Origin of the sequence: Embleya sp. NPDC059237 (assembly GCF_042754105.1) — a bacterium.
Lineage (GTDB): Bacteria > Actinomycetota > Actinomycetes > Streptomycetales > Streptomycetaceae > Embleya.
On record NZ_JBHZAE010000027.1, the window covers coordinates 9,646 to 23,828 of the forward strand.

At 68.0% G+C, this 14,183-nt stretch carries 3 protein-coding genes; 2 read left to right on the forward strand and 1 reads right to left on the reverse strand.

Annotated features, from left to right (window positions below):
• Positions 1–220: 220 nt before the first annotated feature.
• Positions 221–7,228, reverse strand: a complete 7,008-nt coding sequence (locus ACFXKZ_RS47835) for a polymorphic toxin-type HINT domain-containing protein (RefSeq protein ID WP_380013153.1) — start codon at positions 7,226–7,228, stop codon at positions 221–223.
• Between the two features lie 358 nt (positions 7,229–7,586).
• Here ACFXKZ_RS47835 and ACFXKZ_RS47840 point away from each other — a divergent pair, with 358 nt between their 5' ends.
• Positions 7,587–12,602, forward strand: coding sequence for an LGFP repeat-containing protein (locus tag ACFXKZ_RS47840; RefSeq protein WP_380013156.1), 5,016 nt, complete (start codon positions 7,587–7,589; stop codon positions 12,600–12,602).
• Positions 12,603–13,591: 989 nt separating this feature from the next.
• The gene (locus ACFXKZ_RS47845; protein ID WP_380013159.1) at positions 13,592–13,885 is read left to right on the forward strand and encodes a hypothetical protein; all 294 of its coding nucleotides are present in this window, start codon (positions 13,592–13,594) and stop codon (positions 13,883–13,885) included.
• Positions 13,886–14,183: the final 298 nt, after the last annotated feature.

The following is a 14,183-nucleotide window of genomic DNA, read 5'->3' on the forward strand; positions in this document are numbered from 1 at the left end:
CCTCAATATATTTTCGCGATTGAAAGTCGACTTCTCGATCTCTCAAATCAAGCAGCCGCCGTGAGGCTTCTCCAGCTACGATAGCAACGACTTCAGGAGCGTAGCTCCCACTGTAGAGATCGATAAGAACTCTTCTCGCTAGCTCGAACTGGGTTGGGGTAAACGCGAGAATCCAGTCGACATCGGACCGCCTGATACCAACTCTTTGATACATGAAACCTCATTCTATCTTTTTGAAAATACGAGCGAATTCTTCTTCTGATTGATGATAGGCGTGAACCATGTAAGAATTTTGAACGATAGTCACAGCCCTACCATTCGAATCCGTCTTAGTATAATCACGCCTAGCCGTCGTTCCCGGCTTTCCGTTCTGGACATGCGTCATGCCCGCACTCCGCTGACCGCTCAAGTAATTTCCGAGACCATCTACGTTATCACCAATATCTTTGATGCTATGATCCGCCGCATGATCGGCCGAGTTACATTTCGGGCACATACGCTGGATATTATAGTCGACTCCCTCGGCAATATCATTCCCGTAGGTGTCCTGCAGTCTTGCGTGATCTGCATCGTTGAGTCCTCCGCAGTTGTGAACGAGTACGGACGTCTCTCCGGCGAGCACGTAGTACGTGTGAATGTCATCGACGGTGAGGTTGTGAGCTCGCTGAACCTTCTGGATAGTGCGGGTTGCTCGAACCTCGACCAACGCACCCTGGGATGTCAGGAGCTGTGCGCCGGTTTTCACGTCGCGAGCGTCGACCCACTCTCCGAGGTCAGGTACCCAGAACGGGTGGTGGGAAGTGGCGATGATGGATGCCTCGCCCGCGTCCGTGTCAACGGTGATCTCGGCGAAGTCTTCATCGTCCTCGGTTGCGATAGCCGCAAGGACCGTACGGGGTTTGCTTTCCCCGGTCTCCGGATCCGTGGCGAGAACGTCGTCTCCGGGTTCGATGTCTTGGATGGCCTTCGTACTGCCATCCGCCATCAACACCTCAGTGTCGGCCGGGAAACTGTTACCTCCACATCCTGACCCCTTCCCTCCCTTCCTTCCCTTCGCGCCCTTGCCGCTGTTCACTCCGCCGGGCACGAACCCCGGACCGATGCCGTCGAATGCCTGCCCAGCGGCGATCTGTGCGTCCCATTTCTGGTGCATCAGGAAGGTCGCAAGGTTGTCATCGCAGTCGACTTCCAGGCACGCCTGGAACATGTAGTTCGTCTGATCGAACCATCGGTTCACGTCGCTCTGTGCGATCAGATCGAATCGCTTGTAATTCACGATCCTCAGGTAATGGGTCCTGAAATCATCGCCTTTCTTCCCCTTCGGGATGCGGTACGATATGTCGTTTCCCTGTGGATCGACATAGTCCGACACGACCGTCACGGGTTTCACCGGCGCCGGAGGCGGGTTCGAGGGTGCGCCGCTCGGCAGTCCGCCACCACCGCCTCCCCTGTTTGGGAAGGTGTGATCATCAGGGTTGCCGCCACAGTCGCATTCGTAGAGGCCGGTGGGGTCGCTGACCGTCGTGGGGTTGTTGCTGCTGTAGGTGTAGCCGTGCATCTGCCCCGCGTTGGTCAGGTCCATGATCGGGTCGACGCTGATGAAACGGCCGAGGCCTGGGTCGTATTCGCGGGCGCCGATGTGGGTCAACCCGGTGGCGTCCATCGGTTTGCCGAGGAAGCCCTTGTCATCAGGCCATTGGCCGTTGACCTGGGTGGGCTGCGTGCCGCGGGCCTCGCCGAAGGGCTTGGACTGGCGGCGGGTAGCGGTAAGGATGCCAGCGTCGAGGGTGCTGACCGGGGTGCCGTGGTGGTCTGCCGCCATGTAGGTGAGCGGGCCGTTGCCGTTGCGGACGACGGTGGCGCCACCAGCGGTCGGGTAATAGCGGGTGCCGAGCACGGGGCCGGATTGGTCGGTATTGGTGGCGAGTTCGTCGTTGCCGAGGTAGAGGGTGGTCTTGCCGGCCTCGCGGCGGATGATGCGGTTGCCGTCGGCGTCGTAGACGTACTCGCTCGTGCTCGTGGCGGAGGCGACCTTGGTGAGCCTGTCCTCTTCGTTCCAGGTGAGGGTCTGGAGGTTGGCATCGGCCCCCGGGCGAGTCTTCGTGCTGCCGGACTCGTCGTAGGTGAGACCCGTGGTGACGGCCTCGCGGGTGCCGGTTTTGACGGTGACCGAGTCCAGGCGGTGGGTGCGGTCGGTGGGCTGGGCACCGGCGCGATAGCCGTAGTCCGTGGTGACGTTCTTGGTCGGGTCGTCCGTCGCGTCGTGGTCGACAAGTTTGGTGCGGTTGCCGACGGCGTCGTAGGTGAAGGACTGCCAGTACGGGTCCGGGCCGCCGACCGTGATCGGGGTGGGGGTCTGCGTGGTGCAGGCACCGATGCCGGGAACGTTGGGTGCCGGGAGGGTAGCGGTACCGGCGGTGTCGGCCCAGGCTTCCTTGAGGCGGCGGTGGCCGTCGTAGAGGAAGCACTGTGTGTCGGTGGTGGTGCCGTCGCGGATGGTCTTGATGGAAGTGACGTCACCGTTGGGCTTGTAGGTGTAGGCGGTGGCGTCGACGTTTGCGGTGGTGCCGGTCTCCTTGGACCATTCGGTGTTGAGGAGGCGGCCGGTCGCGGGGTCGTAGATGCTGGTGAACGCCGCTTGGAGGGGGGTGTTGCCCAGGGTGGCGCGGATGTTGCGGCCGAAGGCGTCGTAGTCCGCCCAGTTGAGGTAGCCGTTGAATCCGCCCATGGAGGTGAGCAGGCCGGCGTTGTTGTACTTGTTGCGGAGGGTTTCGGCGGGCAGCCCGCCCTGGGCCGGAAGGTCGGTGGTGTAGGGCAGGCCCTTGACGGGCTCGTAGGTCGTGCTCGTGGTGTAGATCCCGGCGAGTTTGCCCTCTGCGGCGGGGATGGTCGTGCGGGTGCCGGTGGGCAGGTAGGTGCCGGGCTTGAAGCCGGTGATCTCGCTGGTGTACTTCGCACCCGACTTGCCGCCGACGTAGCGGGAGGATCCGTCCGCCTGGCCGGTCGCGTACCGGTCGAATGTCCACTCGGCGAGTAGGTTCGCGTCGTCGATCGAGTCCTTGTACGAGGCGGTCTTTCGGCCGAGGGCGTCGTAGATGTAGGCGAGTTTTTGGCCGCGGGCGTCGGTGGTGCCGATGACGCGGCCGACGAGGTCGTAGCGGGTGTCGGACGGGCCCTTGTCAGGGTCCTCGACGTGGGTCTTGCGGCCGAGGAAGTCGTAGGTGTACGTCCAGGTGTTGCCGCCCGCGTCGGTGACGGTCTTGAGTTCCTCGCGCGGGGTGTACGTGTAGGTGATCGCCGTGAAGGTGCCCTCGGGTGTGCCGCCGTCGAACTCGCGCAGTTCCTTCGGCTTGCCGCGGGCGTCGCTGATCGACAGCGTGGCGGTACCGCCGGTCGGCGGGGTCACGCGGGTCTCGTCCGCGCCGGCGTACGTGGTGCTGGTGCGCCACTGTTCGATCGCCTTGGAGGAGAAGACCTGGGCGGTGGTGCGGCCCATGCCGTCGTAGACGACGGAGCTCTGGCCGGGGACCTTGTCGTCCTCACCGACGAAGATCGTCGTGCTCGGGAGGTCGTCCTCGTTCAGGTAGGGCTGATTGGTCTTCCACGGGCGGCCGAGGCTGTCGTGGAAGGTGTCGCTGACGACCCGACCGAAACCGTTGTTGGCCGTACTGGACTGGGTCTGGCGTTCCTGGAGGAAGCTGTTCAGGATCGCATTCGAGGTCGCGTACTTCTTGTTGACCTGCAGGGTGCGCGTGGTGACGACGGAGGGGCCGGTCTTGCTGGGGGCGTACGCGAATTGCAGGTCCGCGTTGTCGGCCTTGGTGTGCCCGGGCTTCCACACCGCGATCACACGGCCGAGGGCGTCGTATTCCTGTTCGACGACGCGACCGCCGACGTCGATTGCCTTCACCGCGAGGTTGCGGGCCCCGGCGTAGGTGGTCGAGGAGCTCCAGCCGGTGGGGCCGGTGACGTTCACCGTGGTGGGCATGGCTCCGGTGGCGGGGGTGTAGGTGGTCGTGGTGACCTTGTTCTCGGCGTCGGTGGCCTTGGTGACGCGGCCGTAGGGGTCGAACTCCGACTTGGCGGTGGTGACCCGGTTCGGAGTGCCGTCCGCCTTGTAGTCGATGACGGCGTCGGTGGATGTGACGTCGCCGATCGTGCCGATCTCGCCCTGGGGCTTGTTGTCGTACTGGGTGCGGGCCCAGGCGTAGACGGTGTCCTTGGTGGCGGTGGTGTCGCAGTCGCCGATCAAAGAGAGGGTCTCGACGGGTTTACCGATGATCCAGGCGCCGGTGTTGTGGGCGTACGTGGTCTTGACGCAATACTCGGGCAGACCGTCGGCCTTGTCGGACACCGTCTCCGGGAGGCCGTGACTCGGCTCGAACGTGGTGGTCTTGGAGGTTTGGCGCCAGGTGGTGTTGTCGGCGAGAAGGCTGCGGGTGCGGGTCTGCTCGGTGGCGGTGCGGCGGGCCTGGAGCGGGGGCAGGCCGCGCGCGCGGGTGTGGGTGGCGGTGACGGCCGAAGACAACGGGGTGTTCAGGGTGGTGGTGGCGACGGTGCCGCCGTCGCCGGTGAACGTCTGGGATTCGTAGGCGAATCCGGCGTGTTCGTTCGCGTCGACGATGGGTGTGTCGGTGGAGTCGGTGAGGGTGACGGCGCGTTTGGTGCCGTCCTTCTTCACGTCGCCGTCCATGCCGCGCAGGTAGAACGTGGCGGATTGGGTGACGGCGTCGGGGGCCGCGCCGCTGCGGGTGATCACCTGGCCGTAGCCGCGGAATTGGTTCCAGGTGCGGCGGTCCTTGCTCTTGGGCCTGGACGCTTCCTTGTCCTCGGTCAGTTCCGCGTCGTCGCGGTGCCAGGCTGCGCCGCCGAGGTATTCGTAGCGGGTGGAGCGGTTGGGGACCGAGGCGAGGATGTCGTGTTCGGTGACGGCGGCGACGGTGTACTTGTGGAACCAGTGCAGGACCGGGTCCGAGGCCTCGTCGTAGTTCCACCACATCGGGTAGCACGCCTTGGTGTTGGCGTCCGGGGTGGGGAGTGTGCTCGGGGTGCACTCGGGGTCGTTGTAGGTGACGGTGGTCTGGCCGCCGGTCTCGTTGGTGATCCCCGTCAGACGGCGGCGGTTCATCGGCGGGGCGAGGTCGCCTCCGGCGTCGACGCGGTTGTGCTTGAACGTGCCGGCGAAGTCGACCGAGGGGACGTCGATCTTCTTCGTGCCGTCCCAGGCGGTGCGGGTGATCGAGTTCAGCCACAAGGTGGCGGAGGAGCCGTCCTGGGGGTCGGGGTAGTCCTGGTCGAGGGCGAACTCGTCGACGGTCTGGTAGGTCGAGCCGACCAGGGACTGGGTGGTGATCTTCGTCAGGCGGCGGGTCGAGAAGAACGTCTGGCCGTACTCCTCACACTTGCCCGAGGTGGCGCACTGCTTGTCGACGGGGACGTCCGGCCACTTCGACGCGTTGGCCTTGGTCATCTTGGCCGGGTCGCAGTCGAACCCGTCCTTCTTCAGGCAGCGCTCCGCGGTGTCGAAGAGCACCTGTGCGGTGGGCTGGGTGGTGTCGGTCGTCTTCGAGCCGTAGGTGATCTTGGCGAGGGTGCCGCCGCGGGTGTATTCCGTCAGGGTGCCGGAACCGACAAGAACCGCGCCGCGGGTGTAGCGGTTGGTCTCCGTGTTGTAGGTGTAGGTGACCATGCCGTCGCGCGGATCGATCACGTAGTCGAGGTTCCACCGCCACGCCTGCTGGCACCAGGAGGAATCGAACCCGGCCGCCTTGTAACAGGGTTCGGCCGGGTCGTTGCCGTAGACGGGGGCGGACCAGACGGCGTTGGTGGCCGGGCCCGTGGTGCTGCCGGGCTTGTGGCCGACACCGAAGTAGTACTGGACACCGTCGCCGCTGGTCAGGCGCCAGTGCTCGCCGTCGTTGTCGCCGTTGTCCGCGCCGGTGAGAAGTTCGATCCGGGAATCGTCGTCGTTCTCGAGACGCCACTTGGACTTGTCCGTGTCGTCCTGGATCAGGGCGGACGACTTGCCGTTGAGGGAGAGGGTCTGGGTGTTCTGCTTGGACCAGCACTGCTCGCCGGACTTGTCCCGTCCGTCGCGTGCGCACGATTGGTAGGAGCGCTCGACGAAGCCGGGCGAGTATTCCCAGCCCTCGCCGATCCAGGAGGCCTGGTTGTTGGTGGAGGTGGTGCGGCCGTCGACGCTGCCCGAGTTGTAGGCCAGATTGACGGTGGGGGCGGTGCCGCCGATCGCGGGCGGGACGGCGATGCCGTAGGACCAGTTCATCGAACCGGAGTTGCCGCCTGCCGACCAGGAGCCGGACGGGGACAGGGACGATGCCTTGTAGTCGCCCGAGGGGCCTGCGGCGTCCGCCGTGGTGGCCAGGATCATCGCACCGCCGACCGGTGCGGACGAGTTCTTCGCGTTCGGCGCGGCCGCAGGGGCCGGGGCCAGGTCGATGTCGGCGAGGACGCGGTTCTTGGTGCGGTCGTTGCGGGCGCCTGTGACGGGGGTTTTGACGCGGCAGGCGGCGATGTCGGGGGTGGTGAGGGCGCATTCGGGCATGGCGACCAGGCGCAGGCGGGTGGACCAGTCGGCGCCGAAGGCGTTGCGGAATCCGGTGTAGTCGATGCCGACGGTGATCTTGCCGGGGGCGGGGGTGGTGTCGGTGCGGCGGACGGTGATCAGGGCGCCGTCGACGCCGGCCTTCTCCGCTGCGGTGTGGTCGGCGACGGTGACCTTCACGCGGGCAGTGGGGGTGTTCGTCGCGGCGGCGGTGGGGGTGCCTGCGCGGAGGGGGCCGGGGGTGGTGGTGTCGGGGGTGGTGATCCAGACCGGGGTGCCGGGGGCGTTGCCGCCGGTGGGGGCGGCGAGCAGGGACGATCCGCCCCGGGCGACGAATCCGGACGCGGGGGCGGGGGTGGTCTCGGCTTCGGCTGCCTTGGGCCACTCGGGTTTGGCGGGGTTCCAGGTGGGGTGGCCGTCGCCGGTGAGGGGCGTGGTTTTGGGCGTGGTGGCCTTGTGTCCGGGGACGGAGGGGGTTTTGGGCAGGGGGCTGGGTGACCATGCGTTGGGGTCCGGGGGGTCGGCGAGCCAGTCCAGGGCCTGGGCCGGGGCGACGTTCGCGGTCAGGGCCAGCAGCAGCGTCCCGACGACGAGTATTCGTGCCGGGCCCGTGCCGTGTTCGCGACGGGATCGCTTCTTCTTTGTTTCCCACGAGCGGTTACGCATGTCGAACAACCCCCACCAGGCAGGACGGACCCCGCCCCCGAGCAGGCGAGAGATCACAGACGGAGCGCACGGTAGGGCGTAAATGCCGTGTGGGTAAAGGCGGTTCCCGGTGGTTGATGTGTGCTTCGTCACTACAACTTCGGGGGCTGTTCGATTGTCCCGATCGAGGCCAAATCACCCGTTGGGATCGATAGTTCGGCAATTCGCTCGCGTATTGAGGGGATTCGGGTGCATGTCGACAAGATCACTTGGTCGATGTGATCTGTGGCACGTCGCGCGGGGTGCTGCCAACCGGTAGGTTCCGCGCACCTGTGCGCACTCGCGCCACCGCATCCCCGTTCCCGCAGGAGTACCCGTCATGGGACAACCACTCGCCCACGTCCGCCCACGATCCCGTCCGGCCGCGGTGGTCTGCGGGCTCGTCGCGCTCTCCCTGGCCGCAGGGGCCTTTGCCGGCACCGCCAACGCCGCGCCGCGCGCGGGCGCCCCGCCCACCACCGCCACGACACCGCCCGCCGATCCCCGGGTCGCCGCCGAGAAGGCCGCGACCGCGCAGGCCAGGAGCACCGGACAGGACACTCCCGTACCGGAGTTGACGACCGAGACCGACACCGTCACCGCCAAACCCGACGGCACCCTCGCGCTCAAGCGCACCGTCGAGCCGTCACGGACGAAGAAGAGCGGGACCTGGCGCGATCTCGACCCCACGCTGACCCGGGCCGGGGACGGCACGGTGCGCCCCGCGAGCACCACCACCGACCTTGCCCTGGGTGGCGGCGGCAGTCGGTTGTTGGCGTCGATGACCAACGGCGGGCGCAAGCTCACCTTCACCTGGCCCACCGCGCTGCCCGCACCCGTCCTGGCCGGCGACGGCGCGCTCTACCCCGGGGTGCTGCCCGACGTCGACCTGAAGGTGTCCGCGACCGAGCAGGGCGGCTTCTCGCACACCCTGATCGTCAAGACCGCGGCGGCCGCGACGAACCCGCAACTGGCAACGCTCAAGCTCGGGATGAGCGCCGACGGCCTCAGCGTCGGCGAGAACGGCGACGGCACCCTCGCCGCCAGGACGGCGGACGGCAAGGCCGTGTTCACCGCGCCCGCGCCGGCGATGTGGGACTCGCGCACCACCCCGAAGCAGGCCCCCGCCGGGAGCGCGAAGACGGCGGCGGCCGTGGACACGGCGGAGGATCCCTCCGCGCCGATACCGGCGGGCGAGCTGGTCTCCACCGACAGGCGCCCGGGTGTGCACGCCACGACCGCGCCGCTGGATGCCGCGGTCGCCGCCGGGTCGCTCACGCTCACCCCGGACACGGGCCTGTTGCACGCACCGGACACGGTGTTCCCGCTCTACATCGACCCGGCCTGGATACCGCTGCGCGACAACGTCAGCCTGTACGGCTGGGTCCAGGACGGCTCCCGCACCACCGTCGGTTACGGGCGCACCGACTATCAACCCGGCGTCGGCTACCAGCACTGGCGCGCCCCGATCGGCCTGGAACGCACCTTCTACCGGGTCGACTACAACTGGCAGGGACGCCTGAACGGCAAGGCGATCAAACGCGTCACCTTCAACACCACCCAGGTCGACTCCGCCGTCCACGACTGCAGCCCCACCGTCACCCAACCCGTCTACCTGCACCTGACCAGCGACACTCTCACCCAGGGCACCAACTGGAACAACCAACCCACCGACCAGGGTCTGTGGGGCACCGCGAACGTGGCGAGTTCCAGCGTCGACGACAAGTGCGGCAACCGCCCCGTCGACTTCGACATCACCGCCAACCTCGCCGGCCACCAGAACTGGGAATTCATCACCTTCGGCGTCTACGGCAAGGAAAACCCCCAGACCACGACCAACAACGGTTTCAAACGGTTCTCCCGCACCGCCGCGGACAACTTCATCTACATCGAGTACAACACCAAGCCGAACACCCCCACCGACCTGCACATGACCCCCGAGCCGGTCAACGGGGAAGCGTCCGGGAACTGCGGCTACGTCGGCGCGGTCAACCCCGTCCGCGGCGGCGTCAGCCTGTTCGCCACCCTGTCCGACCCCGACGGACACGACGTCGTCGCCAGGTTCGCGGTCAACGAGGTCGGCAACGGCGACCCGCTCGTCTACGACAGCAGTTGGGTCTCCGCAGGCCCCAGCGGACACGTCGCCCGCGCCGACATCCCCGTCGGCACACTCCTGGGCGGTCGCACCTACAAGTGGGCCGTCGTCTCCGACGACGACGACCTCGAGTCGAACTGGATCAACGGCTGCACCTTCACCGTCGACGACACACCCCCGCCCGCGCCCGTCGCCATCCCCAGCATCGACTTCCCCGTCAACGGCGGCGGCAGGCACGCCGGCGAGAAGGGCACCTTCACCTTCACCGCCACCGACGTCGGATCCGGCGTCGACCGCGTCGAATACTCCCTCGGCGGCACCATCCCCGTCGGCGGCGCGGACCGGGCCCAGTACGACCCGGTCGAGAAGGTCTGGAAGATCAAGGACCTGCCCGTCCTCGACTGGGGCGGCCAACGCCTGTTCGCACAGACCGTCGACAAGGCCGGAAACACCTCCCAACAGACCGCCTACACCTTCTACGTCCCCGCCGACCCCAACCACGAGACCAAACTCGGCGACATCGACGGCGACCGACGCCCCGACCTCGTCGTCGTCGACAACGCCGGCGCACTGAGGATGTACGGCGCCAACACCGCACCCACCCCCGGCGGAACGCTGGTATCAGAGAAGGTCCAAGGCCCGCCCGACTCGAGCGGCCGCCCGACATGGACGAACGTGTCCATCACCCACCGCGGCGGTCAGGGCATCGGACGCGACGACCTCTACGCCCACGCGGACGGCGAACTGTACATCTACCGCAGCGGCGCGCCCGGCGCCAACCACCAGTACTTCGTCAGCAACCGCTCCGACCCGGTCATCCGACCCGACCTCTGCCTCGACCCCACCCGCGCGAACAACGTCTGCGCCCGGTACGACAACGACTGGACCCGCGTCACCCAGATCCTCGCGCCCGGCAACGTCGACAACGACCTCGACCGCCAGACGGCACGCCTGGACCTGCTCACCCTGGAGAACGACACCACCGGCAAACCCCGCCTGTGGCTCTTCCACGGCGACACCTCCCCCGGCTCCTTCGACTACGCCCGCCCGCTCGGCGACGCCGACTGGACCGGCCTGGACCTGATCGCCCCCGGCGACGTCAACGGCGACGACCACCCCGACCTGTGGGCCCGCGACCGCACCACCGGCTTCCTCTACCAGTACGCCTCCCGGAAGAAGCCCGACGGCACCATCGACCTCGCCGCACTCGGCGACGCCGCCGCCCGCACCCGCATCGGCATCGGATTCGACCCCGCGCTCTACCCCAAGGTCTCCTCCGACGGCGACCTCGACGGCGACGGCAGAACCGACCTGTGGGCCCAATCCGCCGACGGCACCCTCTACACCTTCCGCGGGCAGGCCCCCGACGCCACCGGCAGCCTCTTCGCACCCGCCGCGTTGATCGCCGACACCAAACCCTGGGCGGAATGCGCCAAGTTCCCCTCCGCCGGCAACGCCGCCGTCCAGATCGAACTGTGCGGACCCATCCTCGCCAAATACCAGGCACTCGGCGGACCAACCGGCCGTCTGCACCTGCCGATCGGCCCGGTCACCCAGGACGGCAGCGGGAAGTACGTCAACTTCCAGGGCGACAGCGGCAACACCACCGACCGCGCCTCCATCCACTGGTCGCCACTGGCCGGAGCCTGGTCCGTCCAGGGCGACATCCGCGCCGCCTGGCTCGCCCAGGGCGGCACGAGCGGAACACTCGGCTACCCCGTCTCCGACGAGGACATCGTCAAGGACGGAGCCGGCACCCACATCGGCAGCATGTCCCGCTTCACCGGAACACCCGCCACCGGCCCCGGCGTCGTCACCTGGACCCCCACCGGCGGCGCCCACACCCTCAACGGCGACATCTTCCAACGCTGGCAGGCCATGAACGGCCCCCGCGGCGTCCTCGGATTCCCCACCACCGACATCCTGCCCACCGCACCCCAAAAGCCGGGTAGCTACGCACACTTCAGCATCCCCGGCGCGAACGGGGACACCGCGTCCATCTACCGGTCCGACGCCACCGGGGCGTGGCCGGTGTGGGGGTCGATTCGCGGGACCTGGGCCGCGCAGGGCTGGGAGACCGGCCCGCTCGGGTTCCCGACCAGTGCCGAATACGGCGTGATGGCGGGAGCGAGCAGCAACTTCGAGGGCGGCCACATCCGGTGGAACATGCACACCGGGGGGACGACCGTGTATCCCGGCGTCGACGAGACGCCGATGGGGCGCACCATGCTCTCCGGGGACTTCGACGGCGACGGGCGTTCCGACGTGGCGACCGTGGTGGACTTCGGGGGGTGTGCGACCGGGTGGTTCACACAACTGCGGCGCGCGGACGGGTCGTTGGGCGAGCCGCGGCAAAGTCATGTGCAGCCGGCGGGGACGTTCTGTCAGGGGGACGCGAAGTACGCCGCCGGGGACTTCGACGGCGACGGACGCGCCGACATCGCGGCGCTGTACCACTACGGGAACGGGCACGTGCGCGTGTTCACCTACCTCGCGAACGCCGGCGGTGACGGCGGATTCCACCCCGGCGGCGCCGGATGGGAACACCCCGCCGGGTGGGACTTCGACCGCACCACGCTGCTCGCCGGGGACACCACCGGGGACAAGCGCGCCGACCTGGTGCTCGTGCAGGGGTACGCCGACGGGCGGATCTCCACACACAGCCTCCCCGCCGCCGCGGGTGGGGTGTTCGCCACGCTGGTGAACGGGTGGGTGGAGACCAACCCGGACTGGTGGCGGTACCAGAACGCCCGCTACACCCTCGGGGACCTGAACGGGGACGGGCGGGCCGACCTGGGGGCGGTGTACGTCCACGACACCGGAGAGGCCAAAGCCTTCGGATTCATCACCGCACCCGACGGCACCATCCCCGCGCCCGTCGCCTCGTGGAGTGCGCCCGGGGCCGGGTGGAACATCGCACAACTCCAGGCCGTCGCCGCCGACACCAACGGCGACAAACACGCCGACATCGTGCTGATGTTCGACCAGGGCGGCGCACAGACAACGCTGCGGACACTGCTCGCGAAGAGCGACGGGACGCTGAACGCGCCGTTCGCGAGTTGGGACAGCGGGGCCGGGAACTGGGAGGCGCCGCGTGCGGCGCCTCTCGCCGGGGACACCGACGGCGACGGACGCACCGACATCACCGCCGTCTACGACTACGGCACCACCCGCTGGGCCGCTTACACCTTCACCGCCAAAACCGACGGCGGACTCAACACCTACACCAAGAGCTGGGAGGCACAGGCCGGGATCTGGTAAACGACCTCCGACCACGAGGTGGGGCCCGGCACGCGACCGCGTGCCGGGCCCCACCCATACCACCCGCACCGCGCCTGCGGTCGGCTGCGGCACGGCGGCAGCGAGCGTGGGAGGTTCGAGGAGCCCTCCCTGGTCGCGCAGGGTGGGGGCGCGTGTGCCACGCCGGCAGGAGCAGTACCGGTGCCATTCCGGATCCGGTAGGAGTTGGGCGCGAACGGGGCAGTGTCCGGGGGCGAACGTGGTGTCGACGTCGTCGAGGAATCCCGCGGACGGCGCTGTCCTCGCGGCGGCCGGTGGGGACGGTGTCGGCCGGGCAGCCGGCGAGGAGTTCAGCGAACGCGGCGCGTGGTCCGGGCAGTTCGCAGCGGCGCGTTCCGGGGAGGTCGAGGTAGTTCTCGACGGGCGATCGCGCGAGGGTGGCGGTGCGGGTGGGGTGACCCGGGCTGTCGATGCGGTGTTCGTACCGATGGGCCGCGCACGACCCCGACTTCGCCCACCGCGGCGCCGTCCTCCTGCGCCCGACGCCCAAACACCCCGGGCCGGGCCGGCCGCACCCGGCACCTGGTGGACCGGCCACGACCCACCGGACAGCGACACCAACGAATGAACAGGGGCCCGGCGCGCACACCACCACACACGACACACCCGCACGAACCCAGTCCCCGAGCGCGCGAAGTCACCGACCGCCCGAGCCGCTCCACGCCTCCGCACCAGGCCGCACGCAGGACGCGCCGGCCCACACCGCTCTCGCCCGAGGCGTATTGCCGACGGCGTCGCCTGGCCCTCTCGAACCCCGTGGCACTACAGGTCGACCCACTCCTCGCCGAACAAACACGCACTACAATCCGGGACAAAACAACATTCTCGAGCCATGCCGCGCCTGGGGGCGGGCACACCGTGCGCGGGTGGCGGTGTCCCGAACTCTGCTCGCGTGCGACGTATTTGACGAGGCGTCATATCGATGGCGCCGAAGTGGCATGATGCGGGACATGATCAATAGCGCCGCGACGGCGTCCGGAGTTCCCGACCTTGGCCTGGCCGTGGGGATACTGATCCTCGGGGTGGCGGGTGCGGTGTGGGGCATGCACGGCGCGTTCGACCTGCGGGGTTGGCGGACCCGAACCGTCGAGAGGCTGCACCGGACCGACTCGATCACGCTCGACCTGCGCGGGACCGGTCCGACCATCGAGGGCATGGACCACTTCTTTCGCCTCATGGGATGGCTCATGATCATCTCCGGCGCAGGCGCGGTGGTACTGGGCGTGGTCGGCCTGACGACCTGAAACGCCTCCATCGAGGCCGAACGAGACCTGAATCGGCAGGACTTCCGGACCGTCGAGCCGATGCCGGTGCCGATGCCGGAACGGCGACAGCGGCAACAGGCCCGAACCGGGCGTTGTCGGACGTCGAGCGGCTCGACGAACTCGGCATCGAGCGCGAAGCAGGCGCCGCGGTCGCGGTCGTTGACGCGGGCCCCGGGGGCGCGGGGCGGCCGGTGTCGGCGAGGGAGGCGGGGTGTCGGGCCACGCCGCTTCCCTCCGTTGGCCACCCGCGTCGTGCCCGGCTCCGTGGTGTTCCACC